20 protein-coding genes are annotated in these 17451 nt (G+C 67.5%); 13 read left to right on the top strand and 7 right to left on the bottom strand.

The window, feature by feature from the left end; all coding sequences use genetic code 11:
- Window positions 1–49 precede the first annotated feature (49 nt).
- Both ACFXHA_RS41745 and ACFXHA_RS41740 read right to left on the bottom strand, forming a co-directional pair.
- Window positions 50–1279 (bottom strand): M20 family metallopeptidase, encoded by a 1230-nt coding sequence (locus ACFXHA_RS41745; RefSeq protein WP_379366348.1) that lies wholly within the window; start codon window positions 1277–1279, stop codon window positions 50–52.
- A gap of 203 nt (window positions 1280–1482) precedes the next feature.
- Window positions 1483–2187, bottom strand: coding sequence for an enoyl-CoA hydratase/isomerase family protein (locus ACFXHA_RS41740; RefSeq protein WP_379366346.1), 705 nt, complete (start codon window positions 2185–2187; stop codon window positions 1483–1485).
- Window positions 2188–2335: 148 nt separating this feature from the next.
- Between ACFXHA_RS41740 and ACFXHA_RS41735 the strand changes: the two genes are divergently transcribed.
- Together ACFXHA_RS41735 and ACFXHA_RS41730 are read left to right on the top strand one after the other, a co-directional pair.
- A complete protein-coding gene (locus ACFXHA_RS41735; RefSeq protein ID WP_379366344.1) occupies window positions 2336–3139 on the top strand; it encodes a purine-nucleoside phosphorylase in 804 nt (267 codons plus the stop codon).
- 10 nt (window positions 3140–3149) lie between these two features.
- Window positions 3150–4694, top strand: a complete 1545-nt coding sequence (locus ACFXHA_RS41730; RefSeq protein ID WP_379366342.1) for a phospho-sugar mutase — start codon at window positions 3150–3152, stop codon at window positions 4692–4694.
- 27 nt (window positions 4695–4721) lie between these two features.
- Here the strand turns inward: ACFXHA_RS41730 and upp are convergent, their stop codons facing one another.
- On the bottom strand, window positions 4722–5345 hold the full coding sequence (gene upp, locus ACFXHA_RS41725; RefSeq protein ID WP_379366340.1) for a uracil phosphoribosyltransferase: 624 nt from the start codon (window positions 5343–5345) through the stop codon (window positions 4722–4724).
- Between the two features lie 138 nt (window positions 5346–5483).
- Here upp and ACFXHA_RS41720 point away from each other — a divergent pair, with 138 nt between their 5' ends.
- The 6 genes from ACFXHA_RS41720 (at window position 5484) to ACFXHA_RS41695 (ending at window position 9549) form a co-directional block, all read left to right on the top strand.
- The gene (locus ACFXHA_RS41720) at window positions 5484–5807 is read left to right on the top strand and encodes a type VII secretion target (protein ID WP_379366338.1); all 324 of its coding nucleotides are present in this window, start codon (window positions 5484–5486) and stop codon (window positions 5805–5807) included.
- 166 nt (window positions 5808–5973) lie between these two features.
- Window positions 5974–6345, top strand: coding sequence for a hypothetical protein (locus tag ACFXHA_RS41715; RefSeq protein ID WP_379366336.1), 372 nt, complete (start codon window positions 5974–5976; stop codon window positions 6343–6345).
- On the top strand, window positions 6342–7505 hold the full coding sequence (locus ACFXHA_RS41710) for a C40 family peptidase (protein ID WP_379366334.1): 1164 nt from the start codon (window positions 6342–6344) through the stop codon (window positions 7503–7505). Before ACFXHA_RS41715 ends, ACFXHA_RS41710 begins: the two co-directional genes overlap by 4 nt.
- Before the next feature lie 16 nt (window positions 7506–7521).
- On the top strand, window positions 7522–7863 hold the full coding sequence (locus ACFXHA_RS41705; RefSeq protein ID WP_379366332.1) for a hypothetical protein: 342 nt from the start codon (window positions 7522–7524) through the stop codon (window positions 7861–7863).
- 70 nt (window positions 7864–7933) lie between these two features.
- Complete coding sequence (locus tag ACFXHA_RS41700; RefSeq protein WP_379366330.1) at window positions 7934–8278, top strand: YbaB/EbfC family nucleoid-associated protein; 345 nt, start codon at window positions 7934–7936, stop codon at window positions 8276–8278.
- Window positions 8279–8304: 26 nt separating this feature from the next.
- On the top strand, window positions 8305–9549 hold the full coding sequence (locus ACFXHA_RS41695) for a primosomal protein (RefSeq protein WP_379366328.1): 1245 nt from the start codon (window positions 8305–8307) through the stop codon (window positions 9547–9549).
- A gap of 59 nt (window positions 9550–9608) precedes the next feature.
- On the opposite strand, the gene ACFXHA_RS41690 is transcribed toward ACFXHA_RS41695, so the two are convergent.
- The 4 genes from ACFXHA_RS41690 to ACFXHA_RS41675 form a co-directional block, all read right to left on the bottom strand.
- Window positions 9609–10700: an adenosine deaminase gene (locus ACFXHA_RS41690; RefSeq protein ID WP_379366326.1), complete on the bottom strand. Its 1092-nt coding sequence runs from the start codon at window positions 10698–10700 to the stop codon at window positions 9609–9611.
- 109 nt (window positions 10701–10809) lie between these two features.
- The gene (locus tag ACFXHA_RS41685) at window positions 10810–11166 is read right to left on the bottom strand and encodes an excalibur calcium-binding domain-containing protein (protein ID WP_379366324.1); all 357 of its coding nucleotides are present in this window, start codon (window positions 11164–11166) and stop codon (window positions 10810–10812) included.
- Window positions 11167–11198: 32 nt separating this feature from the next.
- Window positions 11199–12482: a thymidine phosphorylase gene (locus tag ACFXHA_RS41680; protein WP_379366590.1), complete on the bottom strand. Its 1284-nt coding sequence runs from the start codon at window positions 12480–12482 to the stop codon at window positions 11199–11201.
- A gap of 74 nt (window positions 12483–12556) precedes the next feature.
- Window positions 12557–12958, bottom strand: a complete 402-nt coding sequence (locus ACFXHA_RS41675) for a cytidine deaminase (protein WP_379366322.1) — start codon at window positions 12956–12958, stop codon at window positions 12557–12559.
- Window positions 12959–13258: 300 nt separating this feature from the next.
- Here ACFXHA_RS41675 and sdhC point away from each other — a divergent pair, with 300 nt between their 5' ends.
- The 5 genes from sdhC (at window position 13259) to ACFXHA_RS41650 (ending at window position 17330) form a co-directional block, all read left to right on the top strand.
- Entirely contained in the window at window positions 13259–13654 is a 396-nt protein-coding gene (gene sdhC / locus ACFXHA_RS41670) for a succinate dehydrogenase, cytochrome b556 subunit (RefSeq protein WP_379366320.1), read from the top strand.
- 8 nt (window positions 13655–13662) lie between these two features.
- Complete coding sequence (locus ACFXHA_RS41665) at window positions 13663–14094, top strand: succinate dehydrogenase hydrophobic membrane anchor subunit (RefSeq protein ID WP_379366318.1); 432 nt, start codon at window positions 13663–13665, stop codon at window positions 14092–14094.
- 34 nt (window positions 14095–14128) lie between these two features.
- Window positions 14129–15880 (top strand): succinate dehydrogenase flavoprotein subunit, encoded by a 1752-nt coding sequence (gene sdhA, locus ACFXHA_RS41660; protein ID WP_379366589.1) that lies wholly within the window; start codon window positions 14129–14131, stop codon window positions 15878–15880.
- Window positions 15880–16647, top strand: a complete 768-nt coding sequence (locus ACFXHA_RS41655) for a succinate dehydrogenase iron-sulfur subunit (protein WP_379366316.1) — start codon at window positions 15880–15882, stop codon at window positions 16645–16647. Before sdhA ends, ACFXHA_RS41655 begins: the two co-directional genes overlap by 1 nt.
- A gap of 155 nt (window positions 16648–16802) precedes the next feature.
- Window positions 16803–17330, top strand: coding sequence for a hypothetical protein (locus tag ACFXHA_RS41650; RefSeq protein ID WP_379366314.1), 528 nt, complete (start codon window positions 16803–16805; stop codon window positions 17328–17330).
- Window positions 17331–17451 lie beyond the last annotated feature (121 nt).

Below are 17451 nucleotides of genomic sequence, written 5' to 3'. Positions count from 1 at the left end.
AGCCCGGGTTCAAAACCGCGAGCGGATCCGCCGGCATGGCCGGTTGTGCTCACCGAATGTCCTCCTGTCGCTGAAACTGCCGTTGAATGACTCGTTCCGACAACCTGTCCCTGTGCACTTTGTCGCCCGCAATATGTATCGCGGTGCGAGCCAACGCCGTTGCCCCGTCCAGGACCGCGCGGTCCGCCGAGGCGTTCACGGCGGCGGCCGCGAACGCGGGTTGGTGGGTCACCGCACCCCCGGCATCGATGCCGATGACCGGGTGAATACCGGCGATGACGTTGGTGACGTTGCCCATATCGGTGCTGCCCAGCGGCCGTGCCGCCTCGAATTCCGGGGCGATGGGCTCGCGTCCGAGATCTCGGATCTGCTCGCGATAGGCACACAGTAGTGCGCTGTCGGGAGTGAGCTCGGTATATGTCGGCGCGAGCTTCCGGATTTCGTGTGTGCATCCGGTCGCCAGGGCACCTGCCTCGAAACATGCCGATGCTCGTTGCATCAGATCTTCGAGGGACGCGGTGTCGACTGCGCGTAGGTAATACAGCAGTTCCGCGTGTCCGGGCACGATATTGGGGGCGACGCCGCCCGACCCGACTATACCGTGCAGTTGCTGTCCGGGCAGGAGATGTTGCCGCAGCAAACCTAAAGCAACTTGCGAAACGGTGACGGCATCCAGGGCATTCCGCCCATGGTGCGGCGCGGCGCTGGCATGCGATTCCCGGCCGTGGAAAACCACGGACACATCGGCGAGCGCCAGCGAATGCGCGCCGGCGATATCCTCCGGGCCCGGATGCACCATCAGCGCCATGGCGAGATCGTCGAAGACGCCGCGCTCGAGCATGAGGACCTTGCCGCCGCCGGACTCCTCGGCGGGCGTACCCAGCAGTTTCACGGTGATGCCGCAGGCGTCGGCGACGGCGGCCAGACCCAGGGCCGCGCCGACGGCCGAGGCCGCGATGATGTTGTGGCCGCAGGCGTGCCCGATTTCCGGTAATGCGTCGTATTCCGCACAAATTCCGACCACCAGGTCGCCACTGCCGTATTCGGCGGTGAATGCCGTCGGAAGATCCGCTACGCCCGTTTCGATCCGAAAGCCGCGTTCGCGCAAAGGCTCGATTGTCTTTGCGACACTGCGAAATTCCTCGAAGGCGAGCTCGGGTTCGGAATGAATGTCATGCGAGAGTGCGATCAATCGCTCGCGCTGCGCGGCGATCGCGGCGTCTACCTCGGCGAGGAGTATCGGATCCGCCGGTGCCAGGACAGCATTCGACGTCGACACGGAAAGCGCATCGTGCCGACTAGTCGGTTTGCGAAGAGTGCGTTCATCGCTGTTGCGCGACGCTTGCATCCCAACAGTCTCGCACTACCGTGCCGGTCTGTCGCACCAGGTCCGGTGGAAAATATCCGGCAGATCACGGGATGGGCAGAAATTAGGGGTTCGAGGGCAAGCCCTCGAACCCCTCGAAACGGAAGGAACAGACCTTACGGGTTGAAGGCCAGGTTCTCCGGGGTGGTTTCCACGGCCAGGCCCGCGAGCGCGTTCTGGTGCAGGGCGCGCTTGATGACCGGGAGGTTCGGCTTGCGGTTGCCCTTGAGCAGGTCGGCGCGCGCGATGGCGGTGGCGAGCAACGCGTCGGCATCCGCCTTGGCGTCCACGATGCCGGCGGCGATGGCGTCATCGGCGCCGTAGCGGCGGCCGGTGGTCATGGCCTCGACCGCAACCTGGTTGATCAGGCGGTTGGTGACCAGGGCATTCATGGCGACCGTGAACGGCATGCCCAGGTGCACCTCGGGCAGGCACCAGAAACCGCGGTCGGCACGCATGACGCGGAAGTCGCAGGAGGTGGCGAGCATGGCACCGGCGCCGAAGGCGTGCCCGTTCACCGCGGCGACGGTCGGCAGCGCGAAGGCCAGCAGGCGGCTGTAGAGCGAATGCACGCGGTCGAGGTACCAGCAGTTCTTGTCGAAATTGCCGAACAGCCAATCGGTGTCGAGACCGTTGGAGAAGAACTTGCCGTCGGCGGTGACGACCAGCGCGGCCGGACCCTCGGACGCCTCGACCTCGTCGAGCAGCGCGTGCACCTCGGTGATCCAATCCGGGTGGAAACGGTTCTCGCTGTCGATGGTCTGGCCCTCGGTCCCGAGAGACAGCACGAACACGTCCCCATCACGCTTCAAATAAGGCATGCGTGCAGCGTAGCGAGGGCGCGGAGCGATACCTACCCGTGGGTAGGGATAACTTGCGGGACACGAAAGAGCCGGACATACGGCGTGAAAACGGCAGGTCGTGGCGGTGGTCGGGCAGCGTTGATCGCCTAGGACTAGGGTGGGCGACATGCTAGCCGAGAAGGCCATGGGCGGGGTTTCCGAACTAGCCGCCGAAGCCATTGCCGAACGAACCGGGGTGCGCAAGCACCGCGTCGCCGTGGTGCTGGGATCGGGCTGGCAGGAAGCTGCCGCCGTGATCGGCGAGCCCGCCACCTCCATCCCCATGGCCGAGGTGCCGGGATTCGGATCGCCCACCGCGCAAGGACATCAGGGCACCATCCACTCCGTCCCCGTCGGGGACGAGCCGGTGCTGCTGCTCATGGGCCGCCAGCATCTCTACGAGGGCCACGCCCCGGGGCAGGTCGTGCACAACGTGCGCACCGCGCTCGCCGCGGGCGCGCAGACCGTGCTGCTCACCAATGCCGCCGGCGGCATTCGCGACGGGCTCGCGGTCGGCGAGGCGGTGCTCATCAGCGACCACCTCAACCTGACCGGGCGCACCCCCATCGAGGGCGCGAACTTCGTGGACCTGGTCGATGCCTGGGATCCCGAATTGCGCGCGCTCGCACAGGAAATCGATCCGAGCCTGCGCGAAGGCGTGTACGCGGGCCTGACCGGGCCGCAGTACGAGACACCCGCCGAGATCCGCATGCTGCGCACCCTGGGCGCGGACCTGGTCGGCATGTCCACCGTGCTGGAGGCCATCGCCTGCCGTGAGGGCGGCGCGAAGGTGCTCGGCATCTCGCTGGTCACCAACCTGGCCGCCGGCGTCACCGGACAGCACCTCTCGCACGCCGAGGTCCTGGCCGAAGGCCACGCCGCCGCACCGAGATTGGGCAAACTGCTGCGCGGCGTGCTGGAACGCGTCTAGGCGCGCGGGGATGCTGCGCTTCGGAACCGCCGGGCTGCGCGGGCCACTGCAGGACGGCCCGGACGGCATGAACGTGGACACCGTCTCCCGCGCCTCGGCCGGGATCGCCGCCTGGCTGCGTGACCGCTGCCTCGGCGGCGGGCTGGTGATCGTGGGCCGCGACGCTCGGCACGGCTCCGCGGAATTCGCCGTCGCCACCGCCGAAGTCTTCGCGGCGGCGGGGTTCTCGGTGCTGACTCTCCCCCACCCCGTGCCGACACCGGTGGTCGCCTTCGCCGTTCGCGAGCTGAAAGCCGTTGCCGGGGTGCAGATCACCGCCTCGCACAATCCGGCCACCGACAACGGCTACAAGGTCTATTTGGACGGCGGCTCCCAGCTCATCCCCCCGGCCGACGCCGAGATCGAGCGCTGTATCGACGCCGTCACCACACCGATCCCCCGCACCGAACCGGCCGCGGTCGATCCGAGCATCCTGGGATTGCCCACGGATGCTCCGGCCGATGCCCTCGGCGAGGAGATCATCAGCCGCTATCTGACTCGAATCACCCTGTTGCCCAATCTGATCGGCGGGGCGGCAGCGCAGCGGGCGGATATTCGGATCGCGTTGACCGCCATGCACGGGGTCGGCGGGGAGCTGGCGGTGTCCGCGCTGCGGGGTGCGGGATTCGACGAAGTACTCGTGGTCACCGAGCAGTTCGCGCCGGATCCGGACTTTCCGACCGTGTCGTTCCCGAATCCCGAGGAGCCCGGGGCGTCGGATCTGCTGCTGGATCTGGCGAAACGGCTCGAGGCCGATATCGCCATCGCGCTGGATCCCGACGCGGACCGGTGCGCGATCGGCGTGCGCGGGCCCGACGGGTGGCGGATGCTGCGCGGAGACGAAACCGGGGTGCTGCTGGGCGATTTCGTCTTGCGGACCGCCGATCCGGAGTCGCTGGTTGCCACCACCATCGTGTCGTCGCGGCTGTTGAGCAAGCTGGCTCCGGCACGTGGCGCGCGATACGCGGAGACGCTGACCGGATTCAAATGGCTGGCACGGGCAGGCGAAGGACTCGTCTACGCCTACGAGGAAGCGATCGGGCACTGCGTCGATCCGGTCGCCGTGCGCGACAAGGACGGGATCTCGGCGGCCGTGGTGGCGGCGGATCTGGTGGCGCAGTTGAAGGCTCAGGGCCGGACGGTGCTCGAGGTGCTCGACGATTTCGCCGTGGAGTTCGGGGTGCACGCCGGGGATCAGGTGTCGCTGCGGCTGCCCGATGTGAGCGAGGCCACGGCGACGGTGGCGCGGCTGCGCGAGGCCCCGCCCACCGAGATCGCCGGAGAAGCCGTGACCTGCACCGACATGTCGCAACTGCGCGGGCGGATGCGCACGGACGCACTGGTTTTCGAGGGATCGGCGCTGCGGCTGGTGATCCGGCCGTCCGGGACCGAGCCGAAGCTCAAGTGCTACGTGGAGACCGTGGTGCCGGTCGCCGATCGGGCCGAGCTACCGGCCGCGAAGGCCGCTGCGGCGCAACGGCTCTCCGAGATCCGGCAGTTCTGCGAGAAGCTCTGAGGGTCTGACAGAGGTTCCGAGATCGGCTCAGCGCGGGCCGAATTGGCGGTCGCCCGCGTCGCCGAGACCGGGGACGATGTAGGCGTCGGAGTTGAGGCCACGGTCCACCGAGGCGGTGACCAGGCGCACCGCGTGACCCGACTTCTCCAGGGCGGCAATGCCTTCCGGCGCGGCCACCACGCACAGCACGGTGATGTCGCGAGCATTGCGGGTGGCCAGCAGGTCCAGGGTGTAGACCATGGAGCCGCCGGTCGCGAGCATGGGATCGAGCACGATGACCGGGGTGCTGGAGAGATCCTCGGGCAGCGATTCCATGTACGGCGTCGGCTGGTGCGTCTCCTCGTCGCGGGCCAGCCCGACGAAACCGATGCGCGCGTCCGGAATCAGATTCTCCGCGGTCTCCACCATGCCCAGTCCGGCGCGCAGCACCGGCACCAGCAACGGCGGAGCATTCAGCCGGGTCCCCTCCGCCGCGGCCACCGGCGTGGCGATCGGAAACCGCTCGACCGGGGCATCCCGCATGGCCTCATAGACCAGGATCCCGGTCAGATCCCGCAGCGCCGCCCGGAATGTCGGATTGGTTGTGCGGGAGTCTCGCATGGTGGTCAGCAAAGCGGCAGCGAGCGGATGGTCCACGACGAGAGTGCGCATACGAAAACCATAAATCAGCCAAGCCCACCAAGATCCCCGCCCGCCGGATTTCCTCGCCCCCGGAACCAACCCACCCCGCCGAACGTCCAACCCCCTACAACCGAAATCCACCCCGCGACCGGCATGAAAGGGGCATTCATGCACCGCATTTCGATCCACACCCCCGGCCTCGCCACCTACGCGACGACCACCACGGCCCTCGCCACCGACGTGGCCACCCTCACCCCCCGAGCGGCCAGCGCCGCCCCCGAGCTACTCGCCCCCACCTTCGGCCTCATCGGCACCGATTTCCTGGCCGCCTACACCGCCACCCACGCCACCCACGTCGCCGACCTGCTCGAACTGTCCGCGGCCTTCGCGAACATCGGCACCGCCACGGAAGAGGCCGCATCGACCTACGCCGACCACGACGCGCAGTACACCACCGAACTGCGCGCGACAGACGAGGAGCTGCGCGCATGAGCACCGCTGCCACGCACCACGGCGGATCCCGCCGCGCCCGCTCCCGAGAGCCCCTGCCCGGCTGCCGCCTCAGCCGTCGGCCGACATCGCGCGGGGACGACGGCCACGACGCCATCGCCAGGGTAGATCCGCTGCCGCGCACCGGAGTTCACAGCGGGACATCCCGATGAACGCGCCGGTCAGCGATTCGACACCGGCCGCCCGGACGGCCTCGGCCATTCGCACGGGACAGGCCGCCGCGGCGCACGGCTGGGCGGCGCCGCCGTGCATGGGCCGGGCCGCGGCCCGCACCGGGATGAGTTATGCCGCTGGAGCACGACGGCGCATGCCCACCGGACCCGAATGGCCGACAGCCATTGCACCGCAGCGCCGTTCGACCGGAGGTTCGGTGATGAGCATCGGGTTGGAAGCAACCGTGCTGGCGGAACTGACCATCGAGATGCTCGCGGGCGTCGGCGCGTCCGGCACGAGGTCCACCGTCGCGGCGCTATGGGAGACCTCGGCGGCGGGCCACGATGTGCAGGGGGTTCAGAGATGAGCGGGGAGGTGGCTGCGTTGGCGGAGCCGATCATTGCGTTGCTGGGGAGTTTCGGGGGCGGGGGTGGCGGGGCGGCTGCTGCGACGCTGCGGGAGACGTCGGGGGTGGTCGACGAGGTGGGGGCTGCGAGTCGGGCGAATATCGATGGGATGTACGAGGCGTGGCGGGGGCGGGCCGGGGATGCTGCCATGGATGCGGGGTTGCGTGGGCAGACCACTGCCGCAACGGCTTCCGAGCGGGGTAGAGCCATGGCCGACATCGTCGAGCGGGCGGACCGGGAGGTGGGTGCCGGGCAGCGGGAGATCGAGGAGATTCTGCGGTCGTTCACGGCAGAGGCCGACGGGCTGACCGCGGGCGGGCTCACGCCGGGCGCTGTGGCCGCGCTGGTCGAGTCGGCGATCGAGCATGTCGGGCGGGCGGTTCGGGTGACCGAGCGGGTTCGGGCCGAGCTCGACTCCGAGACGGCGGCCATGCGCGAATTGGCAACACCGGCACCCGCTCCGGTCCTCGGGGGTGGGTCGGTCGGCCAGGGTGAGGCACCGGAGGTTGTTCCGGCGTCGGTCGGCTCCGGATTCGGGAGCGGGATCGAGAAATTCGGCGGGACGGCCGGAAAGGTCGGTGAGGCGATCGCGGCGGGCGGGAGTACGGCGTTCGGGTCGGGGTCACCGCCGTGGAGTGGGTTCGACACCAGTCCGGCCTCGGTGACGACACCGAAGACTTCGGATCGTGGTCATGATTCGACCGTCACCCGGCCGCAAGGGGGTGGGGTGCGGTTGACGCTGCCCGATGGGAGCACTGTCGAGGCGCCGAATCAGCGGGCGGCGGATGCGGTGCGGAATGCGTTGAGCCAGGTGGGGACGCCGTATGTGTGGGGTGGGGAGACGCCCGGGGTGGGGATGGATTGCAGTGGTCTGACACAGTGGGCGTATGCGCAGGCGGGTGTTTCGCTGCCGCGGCTGGCGCAGGAGCAGGGGTTCGGGCACCAGCAGATCGGTCCAGGGGACTTGATGCCTGGGGATCTCGCGGTGTGGAGCGGGCACGTGGCGATGGTGATCGGGAACGGCCGGTTGGTGGAGGCCGGTGATCCCGTACAGATCGGACCGATACGAACGGAGAACTCGGGCATGCGGTTCCTCGGTTTCTACAGGCCCACCTCATGAGCGCGGGGCCGACCTCATGAGCGCGGAGCAGGTGCCGGCGGTGACGACGGCGGCGTCCGGCAATCGCTCGGGCACGGTGACGGTGCGCGCCACCGACCAGGGCATGCCGGTGGAGATCCAGTTCGAGCGCGGTGAATACCGCTACGGCGCACAGGCTCTGGCCGACGAGATCCTGCGGCTGACCAAGCGTTCGGCGATCGTGGCGCGGTCGCGGCGACGCGAGCAGCTGGCCGAGGCGGGAGTACCCGACGCCGTGCTGGATCGGCTGGGCCTGCCCACCCGGCAGACCGCGGTCGACGAATTGGATCGGCTCGACGACGCCGATACCGGACAGACCAGTTGGCTGCGGAAATCATGATCCGGGCCACCGGAAACGGTTGGGACGCGGCGGCGCGGGTATTCCGGCCCCGGGCCGGAAGGAGTTCACGATGAGTGCTGAGATGGATTCGCTGCTCGATCGCGTGAACCAGCAGTTGGCGACGCTGGAGGCGACCCTGCACGGATTGTCGCAGGTACGGGCGCGTTTCAGCGCCGAGGATCGCTCGGTCACGGCCGAGGTCGACGCCGACGGCGCGCTCACCGGACTCTGGCTGTCCGAATCGGTGACCTCGCGTTCTCCGGCGGAACTGTCGCGGCTGATCCTGTGGGCATGTCAGCAGGCCGCCCAGGAGGCGACCGCGCAGCGCGCCCGAATCGTGGCCCACTTGAACGAGTCCCTGACTCCCGGCGGAAACATTTCGGGAAGCATTGGGGGCAGCCCGGATAGTGCCTGACGCGACGACTGGATAGGCTCTCCGTCATGGCTTCTGGAGACATCGTCCCGATCGCACTCGGCCTGACCAAAGGCGATCTTGTCACCCTCTGGGCACCCCGCTGGCGCGACGGCGACGATGAGTGGCAGGCATTCCTCGGCCACGAGGAAGACCTGTACGGTTTCGAGTCCGTCGCCGAGCTGGCGGCGTTCATTCGCACCAACTCCGAAAACGACCTGGTCGACCATCCGGCGTGGAAGATCATCGCCGGTCTGTCGGCGGCCGAACTGGAGCCGGAGGAGCAGTACGTCTTCGATCTGGTCGGCGTGCCCGAGCTGGCCGCCGACGACCCGGACCCGGAGGTGGTCTCCGAGCTCGAGGAGACCCTCGAGATGGTCCGGAACCTCGGTGACGTCTGTGAACTCGACACCGTCACCAAGTTCTTCGGCTCGCATCCGGTCCTGGGCGCGCTGCCGGGCGGCGTGAGCGCCTTCCTCGGCCGTGAGGGCGAGGAACTGTGGGATCAGATCGGCGCGGCCATCGCCAAGGACTGGGAGAAGGTCATCGACGCCATCGACTCGGTGGTGACGATTCCCGAGGTGGACGCCGACGCGGTCTCGGTGGCCGAGGCCGAACTGCTTGCGGCGCAGGAGAACATCGTCGACGCCGAGGACGCTGCCGAGAGTGACGACGACGAGATCGAGGCCGTCGACCTGGACGAGGAAGACGAAGAGGACGAGGAGCTGTCGTTCTGGCACGAGGTCGGTATCGACCCGGTGCAGATCATCACTTCCGACGGCACCTTCTTCACCCTGCGGTGTTATGTCGACGACGAGCCGATCTTCCTCGGCAAGGACGGCAACATCACGGTCTTCGGCTCCGAGCGTGCCCTGGCCCGCTACCTGGCCGACGACCACGACCACGATCTGTCGCGGGTGAGCACCTACAGCGAGGTCCAGACCGCGGCCGTGGACGGCTCCCTCGATGTCGAGGTGGACGAGGAGAACGTCTACGTTCTGCCCGGCCTGTCCGACGACCTGGCCACCGGCCCCAAGGCCGTCGACACCGACCAGCTCGACCTGGCCGTCGAACTCTTCACCGACGCAGCCGATTACGCCGAGGACGACTCGGTCGAGTCCGCCCTCGCCGTGTCCACTCCCCTCGGCTGGTACGTCTCCTACCTGCTCAACCCGGACCCGACCCGCATGGCCCCGAACCCCCCGTTCGAGGCCGAGTCGGAATCCTGGAAGGCCCTCGAGACCGCCTTCGAGTCGCGACTCGAAAAAGCCTGACCTGAAACATGATTCGGGCCGCACCTACGGGTGCGGCCCGAATTTTTTTGCGGTGCAAGTTATCCCAGCAGTACCGCGTAGCCGGGCTTGATGACCTCGTCGATCAGGCGGAGACGTTCGGGGAAGGGGATGAAGGCGGACTTCATGGCGTTGATGGTGAAGCGTTCCAGGTCGCTCCAGCCGTAGCCGAAGGTCTGCGACAGCTTGAGCATTTCGTTGCTCATGGTGGTGTCGCTCATGAGCCGGTTGTCGGTGTTGACCGTGACCCGGAAGCGCAGGCGGGCCAGCAGGTCGAAGGGGTGCTTGTCGAGGGAGGGCACCGCGCCGGTCTGGACGTTGGAGGACGGACAGAGTTCCAGCGGAATTCGCATGTCGCGGACGTAGTTCGCGACCACGCCGAGTTTGGGGCCGTCGGGGGAATCGGTGATGTCGTCGGTGATGCGGACACCGTGGCCGAGGCGTTCGCAGCCGCAGAAGGCGACGGCCTCGTGGATGGACGGCAGGCCGAAGGCTTCACCGGCGTGAATGGTGAAGTGCGCGAGGTTGGCTCGCAGGTGATCGAAGGCGTCGAGGTGTCGGGAGGGCGGATAACCCGCCTCCGCACCGGCGATGTCGAAGCCGCCGACGCCGCGGTCGCGCCAGCGCACGGTGAGTTCGGCGATCTCGCGGGAGCGGGCGGCGTGACGCATGGCGGTGAGCAGGCAGACCATGCGGATCGGGGTGCCCGCGGCGGCCGCGGCCGCTTCGCCCTCGCGGAATCCGGCGATGGTGTGCTCGACCACCTCGTCGAGGGTGAGGCCGTTCTCCAGGTGTTGTTCGGGCGCGAATCGCACCTCGGCGTAGACGACGCCGTCGGCGGCGAGGTCCTCGGCGCATTCGCGCGCCACCCGGCGCAGGCCCTCGGGGGTCTGCATGACGGCTACGGTGTGCGCGAAGGTTTCCAGATAGCGTTCCAGCGAGCCGCTGTCGGCCGCGTCGCGGAACCAGGCGGCCAGGGTTGCGGCGTCGCCTGCCGGTAGCTGGTCGTAACCGCAGGCGTTGGCGAGCTCCAGCACGGTCGCGGGTCGCAGCCCGCCGTCCAGGTGATCGTGCAGGACCGCCTTGGGAGCCTGGCGGATCGAGGCGAGAGTGAGGGGCGTCGGTCCAGTCATGTAGCAACGTTAGCCGCATTCCCGTTCTGCGGCAGGGTGGTTGATGCGAGTCACCCGATAGTTCGGTCTGTCGTTGCCCTCACGTTGCTGCCCGCTAGGTTTCCTTCACTCACCGGGAACAGGCCACGCCGGTCCCGTTCGGGTCGAGGTAGGCCGAGTAACCGGGCTGCCCTTCGTAGATGGGGCCGCCGCCGTGCTCCCACACCTGCTCGCAGCTGCTGTAGATGGGGTCGGGTTTGGCCTTCTTGTCGGCCTTGGGCGGGGTGGCGTCGCCCCGGGCCAGCGAGTTGGGTTCGTAGCCCGCGCCGGAGTTGTCGCCACCGGCATTGTCGGCGGGGTTGGCCTGTGCGACCGCGGCGGTCGACCAGCCGACCGGCGCGATGGCGCCCAGCGGCATGACGATCCCGAAGACGCCCAGCGCGGCCAGCGTGGCGGCGCGGGTCCGGAAAGTGCTTCTGTGCTTCACGATCCCAGGCTAGGCCGATTCGGGCGAAGCGGTCAGGCCGTGATGCGCCCGAGGATGAGCGGTTGCGGCTCCGCCTCGCCGTCGGCGATCGTGAACGCGTCGCGCAACAGCTCCAGCGCCGGGGGAAACGCCTCGGGCGTATCGGTGTGCAAGGTCAGCAGCGGCTGCCCCGCGGCAATGGAATCGCCTGGCTTGGCATGCATTTCGATACCCGCACCGGCCTGCACCGGATCGCCCTGCCGGGCCCGGCCCGCGCCGAGCCGCCAGGCGGCCAGCCCGACCTCGAGGGCGTCCAGCCGGGTCAACGTCCCGGCGGCGGGCGCGCGCAAAGTTTCGGTATGGCGGGCTTGCGGCAGCGCCGCGTCCGGGTCGCCGCCCTGGGCGCGCACCATGGCCCGCCACTGGTCCATGGCTCGGCCGTCGGCGAGCACGTCGGCAGGGTCGATATCGTCGATTCCGGCCTGGGCCAGCATCTCCCGGGCCAATGCGAGGGTCAGGTCGACGACATCGGCGGGACCGCCCCCGGCCAGCACGTCCAGGGATTCGCAGACTTCCAGCGCGTTTCCGGCGGTGTGGCCGAGCGGGGTGTCCATGGCGGTGAGCAGGGCCACGGTCCTGACTCCGGCGTCGGTGCCGAGTTCGACCATGGCGGTGGCGAGTTCGCGCGCCTGCTCCAGCTCCTTCAGGAAGGCCCCGCGCCCGACCTTCACATCCAGCACCAGCGCCCCGGTGCCCTCGGCGATCTTCTTGCTCATGATGGAGCTGGCGATCAGGGGGATGGATTCCACGGTCCCGGTCACGTCGCGCAGCGCGTAGAGCCGTTTGTCGGCGGGCGCGAGGTCGGCTCCGGCCGCGCAGACGACGGCCCCGATCGCGGGATCCGCCAGCAGTTCCCGCATCCGCTCGACCGGAATGTCGGCCTGCCAGCCGGGAATCGCCTCGAGTTTGTCGAGTGTGCCGCCGGTGTGCCCCAATCCGCGCCCGGACAGCTGCGGCACCGCGGCCCCGCACGCCGCGACGAGCGGCGAGAGCGGCAGCGTGATCTTGTCCCCCACCCCGCCGGTGGAGTGCTTGTCCACGGTGGGCCGTCCGAGATCGCTGAAGTCCAGGCGCTTGCCGGAATCGATCATGGCCTGGGTCCAGCGCGCGGTTTCGCGCCGGGTCATGCCGCGCCACACGATGGCCATGGCCAGCGCGGACATCTGCTCGTCGGCCACCTCCCCGCGGGTGAACGCGTCCACCACCCAATCGATCTGCGCGTCGCTGAGCTGTCCGCCGTCACGCTTGGCCCGAATCACGTCCACCGCCGAGTGCACCGTCACGTCCTCCACCCTGGCACGCGTACCCGGGCGTTTCCATGTAAAACCCGGTGCGCCACGAAGATCAGGGGTTATAGCTGTCCAGCACTGAGGTCGTCGGGGCCGAAGGAGTCCGGCAGCAAGGTGTTCAGCGGGACAGCACCCTTGTGGTGATCTACGAGCAACTCGCCGCCGCCGTGTTCCAGGAGGATCTGCCGGCAGCGCCCGCAGGGCATGAGCACCGCGCCTCGGGAGTCGCAGACGGAGACCGCCAGGAGGCGTCCCCCTCCGGTCGAAATCAAGTTACCGACCAGTACACATTCGGCGCAGAGGCCCAAACCGTATGAGATATTTTCCACATTGCAGCCGCTCACCACGCGGTCGTCGGCGGTGAGAGCTGCCGCCCCGACGGGGAATCGGGAGTAGGGGGCATATGCCCCTTGCATTACCTCGAATGCCTTGTAGCGCAAGGCTTTCCAGTCGATTTCCGACAATTCGGACCATCCTCCTATGGACGTGGCCATACCCGCGTGATACGCGTTCCGCATGGTCGCGAAAATCAGGAAAGGCAAACCTAACTCACAACAATTTGGTCCAACGAGCGGCACGCCGAATTAGTTCCCCCCCAAAGCTGGGTTTAGAGTTCACGACAGATCGGTTCAGGTTCCCGAAGCGGGTCCTGCAGCACTGCCACCGGACCTTGATTCCGCTTGTGAGCAGGTGGTTTCAACAGTCCTCAGGCTCCGCGCCGGATCTGACCGGGTCCATCGACGACGTTGGAGGCACCGCACTCTATGACCACGCTAGAAGCTCCGGCGGCCAAGCCGAAGCGGACCCTGTACCGAGGCGACCCCGGCATGTGGTCCTGGGCTCTGCACCGCATCACCGGCGTGACGATCTTCTTCTTCCTGTTCGTCCACGTCCTCGATACCGCGTTGGTGCGCGTCAGCCCGGACACCTACAACCGGGCGATCGAGACGTACAAGAACCCGCTGGTCGCGATGATGGAGATGGGTCTCGTTGTCTGCGTGCTGTTCCACGCGTTCAACGGCATCCGCATCATCCTCATCGACTTCTGGTCGCAGGGCCCGCGCTACCAGCGGCTCATGCTGTGGATCGTGCTCGCGATCTGGATCGTCGTCGCCGGGGCCGGCGTCGGACGCCAGTTCTTCTACCTGCTGACGAAGTGAGAGCCGACATGACCGCACCCATTCTCGGCACGTCCTACGACCGCCCCGCCTCGCTCGACGCCCCGCGCGCCCCGCGTCGCCAGTCCGGCAACAACTTCGAGAAGTACGCGTGGCTGTTCATGCGCTTCTCCGGCCTGCTGCTGGTCGTACTCGTGATCGGCCATATGACGATCATGCTGATGCTCGACGGCGGTGTGCACCGCCTCAACTTCGCGTTCGTCGCGGGCCGCTGGTCCTCGCCCTTCTGGCAGATCTGGGATCTGACCATGCTGTGGCTGGCGCAGTTGCACGGCGGCAACGGTGTCCGCACCGTCATCGACGACTACGCGCGCAAGGACTCCACCCGCTTCTGGCTGAAGACCGCGCTGGTCGTGTCCATGCTTCTGATCATGGTCACCGGCACCTACGTGATCTTCACCTTCGACCCCAACATCAGTTAAGGACAGGCCACCTCGAATGAGTGAATCCCGACCGATTCAGGAACACCGCTACGACGTCGTGATCGTCGGTGCCGGTGGCGCTGGAATGCGTGCGGCGATCGAGGCCGGTCCCCGGGCCCGCACCGCCGTGCTCACCAAGCTGTACCCGACTCGCTCGCACACCGGTGCCGCGCAGGGCGGCATGTGCGCCGCACTCGCGAATGTCGAAGAGGACAACTGGGAGTGGCACACCTTCGACACCGTCAAGGGTGGTGACTACCTGGTCGACCAGGACGCCGCGGAGATCATGGCGAAGGAAGCCATCGACGCCGTGCTCGACCTGGAGAAGATGGGCCTGCCGTTCAACCGCACGCCCGAAGGCAAGATCGACCAGCGTCGCTTCGGCGGCCACACCCGTGACCACGGCAAGGCCCCGGTGCGCCGCGCGTGCTACGCCGCCGACCGCACGGGCCACATGATCCTGCAGACGCTGTACCAGAACTGCGTCAAACACGACGTGGAGTTCTACAACGAGTTCTACGTGCTCGACCTGATCCTGTCCGACGGCCCCAACGGTCCGATCGCGACCGGCGTCGTCGCCTACGAGCTGGCCACCGGCGAGCTGCACGTGTTCCACGCGAAGTCGATCATCTTCGCCACCGGTGGTTCGGGTCGCATGTACAAGACCACCTCCAATGCCCACACCCTCACCGGTGACGGCATGGCGATCGTGTTCCGCAAGGGACTTCCGCTGGAGGACATGGAGTTCCACCAGTTCCACCCGACAGGCCTCGCGGGCCTCGGCATCCTCATCTCGGAGGCCGTGCGTGGTGAGGGCGGCATCCTGCGCAATGCCTCCGGTGAACGCTTCATGGAGCGCTACGCGCCGACCATCAAGGACCTCGCGCCGCGTGACATCGTCGCGCGCTCCATGGTTCTCGAGGTCCGTGAGGGCCGCGGCGCGGGTCCGAACAAGGACTACGTGCTCATCGACGTGACCCACCTCGGCGCGGACGTCCTGGAGGAGAAGCTCCCGGACATCACCGAATTCGCCCGCACCTACCTGGGCGTGGACCCGGTCGTGGAGCCGGTGCCGGTCATGCCGACCTGTCACTACGTGATGGGTGGCATCCCGACCCGCATCCGCGGCGAGGTGCTGCGCAACAACACCGACATCGTTCCCGGCCTGTACGCGGCCGGCGAATGTGCCTGTGTCTCCGTGCACGGCGCGAACCGTCTGGGCACCAACTCGCTGCTGGACATCAATGTGTTCGGCCGGCGCGCGGGCATCGCCGCCGCGGAGTACGCCCAGCGTGCCGAGTTCGTGGACATGCCGGAGAACCCGACGCAGATGGTGCAGGACTGGCTGTCGCTGATCCTGTCGGATCACGGCAACGAGCGCGTCGCCGACATCCGCACCGAACTGCAGAACGCCATGGACGACAAGGCCGGTGTGTACCGCACCGAGGAGTCGCTGAAGTCCATGCTCGAGGAGATCCAGGTGCTCAAGGAGCGCTACTCGCGGATCACCGTGCAGGACAAGGGCCGTCGCTACAACAGCGACCTGCTCGAGGCCATCGAGCTGGGCTTCCTGCTGGAGCTGGCCGAGGTCACGGTGGCGGGTGCGGTGAACCGCAAGGAGTCGCGCGGCGGCCACGCGCGCGAGGACTACCCGGACCGCGATGACGTCAACTTCATGCGGCACACCATGGCCTACAAGACGAGCCCGGAGCTCATCTCCGACATCCGGCTCGACTACAAGCCGGTGGTGCAGACCCGCTACGAGCCGATGGAGCGTAAGTACTGATGACTGCTGTCGCTGAAACGCCGCAGAAGCCGGCTCCGGTGCCGGACGGGTCGACCATGATCACGGTCAAGATCGCCCGCTTCAACCCGGAGGACGGGCTGGGCGCGCACTGGGACGAATTCAAGGTTCCGGTGCTCCCCACCGACCGGTTCCTGAACGTGCTCATCTACATCAAGTCCTACCTGGACGGCACGCTCACCTTCCGGCGCTCCTGCGCGCACGGCGTGTGTGGCTCGGATGCCATGCGCATCAACGGTGTCAACCGCCTGGCGTGCAAGATCCTGATGAAGGACATGCTGCCGAAGAACGGCAAGGACATCACCATCACCGTCGAGCCGATCCGCGGTCTGCCGCAGGAGAAGGACCTCGTCGTGGACATGGAGCCGTTCTTCGACGCGTTCAAGGCGGTCAAGCCCTACCTGATCACCAAGGGCAACGAGCCGACCTACGAGCGCATCCAGTCCCAGCACGACCGGGCTCGCTTCGATGACACCACCAAGTGCATCCTCTGCGCCTGCTGCACCACCTCCTGCCCCGTGTACTGGAGCGACGGCAGCTACTTCGGCCCGGCCGCGATCGTGAACGCGCACCGCTTCATCTTCGACAGCCGTGACGAGGCCGCCCGCGAGCGTCTCGACATCCTCAACGACGTCGAGGGTGTCTGGCGCTGCCGCACCACCTTCAACTGCACCGATGCCTGCCCCCGCGGCATCGAGGTCACGAAGGCGATCCAGGAAGTCAAGCGCGCCCTGCTGTTCACGCGGTAAGTGCGAATCCTGAAAGCCGCCCGCATCTTCTGATGCGGGCGGCTTTTCGTATCACCATGGGTAATCGGGGAACTCGACGGTGCGGTCCCCGCGTTTCCAGTTCGGATAGCAAGAAGCCCGGGTCCCGCCGGGCGCGCGCGTAGAGGGATGTTCCTGTGATCTGCTTCTTCGACCCGGCTCACGGCCCGGCCACCATGCAAATGCCGTGGACGCCGCAGTGGGGTGTGGCCCGCACCGTCGAGGTCTGCCAATTCTGTGCGCAACGCCTCCAGACCACGCAGCCCCCGTTCTATCAGCCTGTGCAGCAGGGATATCCGCCGCAGCCGGGCTATGCCCCGCAGCCCGGGTATCCGCCCGCCGGGTATCCCCAGCCCGGATATCCGCCGCAGCCCGGTTACGCGCCCCAGCCCGGTTACGCTCCACAGCCCGGCTACCCGCCGCAGCCCGGGTACGCTCCCCCGCCGCCGCGGCAGGGGCACAGCACCGGGGCCGTGGTCGGCGCGGGTGCGGCCGGGCTGGTGGGCGGCATGTTGATCGGCGAGATGATGGCCGATGACGACAACCGCGACGAGGAACGCGCCTACGAGCGCGGCTATGAGAACGCCGAGCGCAATGACTTCGCCGGTGGCGGCGACTATTACGACGGTGGCGGCAACAACAACAACGACGACGGGTTCTTCTGAGGACCTGGACTCGAAACCCATGGGCCGCCCGCCACGTTGGATGCGGGGGGGCCACTTTTTTAAGAAAACCACCGCGGTGAAGCGCTGGATTATTTATGGGAACTCTGGCTTATAAAGATCT

The organism is Nocardia sp. NPDC059240 (assembly GCF_042753865.1).
Classification (GTDB): domain Bacteria; phylum Actinomycetota; class Actinomycetes; order Mycobacteriales; family Mycobacteriaceae; genus Nocardia.
Note: the sequence above shows the minus strand (reverse complement) of the source record. Positions and strands in the feature narration are given on the sequence as shown.

Coding starts and splice junctions, on each gene's coding strand:
- ACFXHA_RS41735 (WP_379366344.1), top strand. CDS start 2,336: ATGCTAGCCGAGAAGGCCATGGGCGGGGTTTCCGAACTAGCCGCCGAA.
- ACFXHA_RS41695 (WP_379366328.1), top strand. CDS start 8,305: ATGGCTTCTGGAGACATCGTCCCGATCGCACTCGGCCTGACCAAAGGC.
- ACFXHA_RS41720 (WP_379366338.1), top strand. CDS start 5,484: ATGCACCGCATTTCGATCCACACCCCCGGCCTCGCCACCTACGCGACG.
- ACFXHA_RS41690 (WP_379366326.1), bottom strand. CDS start 10,700: ATGACTGGACCGACGCCCCTCACTCTCGCCTCGATCCGCCAGGCTCCC.
- ACFXHA_RS41715 (WP_379366336.1), top strand. CDS start 5,974: ATGAACGCGCCGGTCAGCGATTCGACACCGGCCGCCCGGACGGCCTCG.
- ACFXHA_RS41730 (WP_379366342.1), top strand. CDS start 3,150: ATGCTGCGCTTCGGAACCGCCGGGCTGCGCGGGCCACTGCAGGACGGC.
- ACFXHA_RS41710 (WP_379366334.1), top strand. CDS start 6,342: ATGAGCGGGGAGGTGGCTGCGTTGGCGGAGCCGATCATTGCGTTGCTG.
- ACFXHA_RS41705 (WP_379366332.1), top strand. CDS start 7,522: ATGAGCGCGGAGCAGGTGCCGGCGGTGACGACGGCGGCGTCCGGCAAT.
- sdhC (WP_379366320.1), top strand. CDS start 13,259: ATGACCACGCTAGAAGCTCCGGCGGCCAAGCCGAAGCGGACCCTGTAC.
- ACFXHA_RS41655 (WP_379366316.1), top strand. CDS start 15,880: ATGACTGCTGTCGCTGAAACGCCGCAGAAGCCGGCTCCGGTGCCGGAC.
- ACFXHA_RS41740 (WP_379366346.1), bottom strand. CDS start 2,187: ATGCCTTATTTGAAGCGTGATGGGGACGTGTTCGTGCTGTCTCTCGGG.
- ACFXHA_RS41700 (WP_379366330.1), top strand. CDS start 7,934: ATGAGTGCTGAGATGGATTCGCTGCTCGATCGCGTGAACCAGCAGTTG.
- upp (WP_379366340.1), bottom strand. CDS start 5,345: ATGCGCACTCTCGTCGTGGACCATCCGCTCGCTGCCGCTTTGCTGACC.
- ACFXHA_RS41665 (WP_379366318.1), top strand. CDS start 13,663: ATGACCGCACCCATTCTCGGCACGTCCTACGACCGCCCCGCCTCGCTC.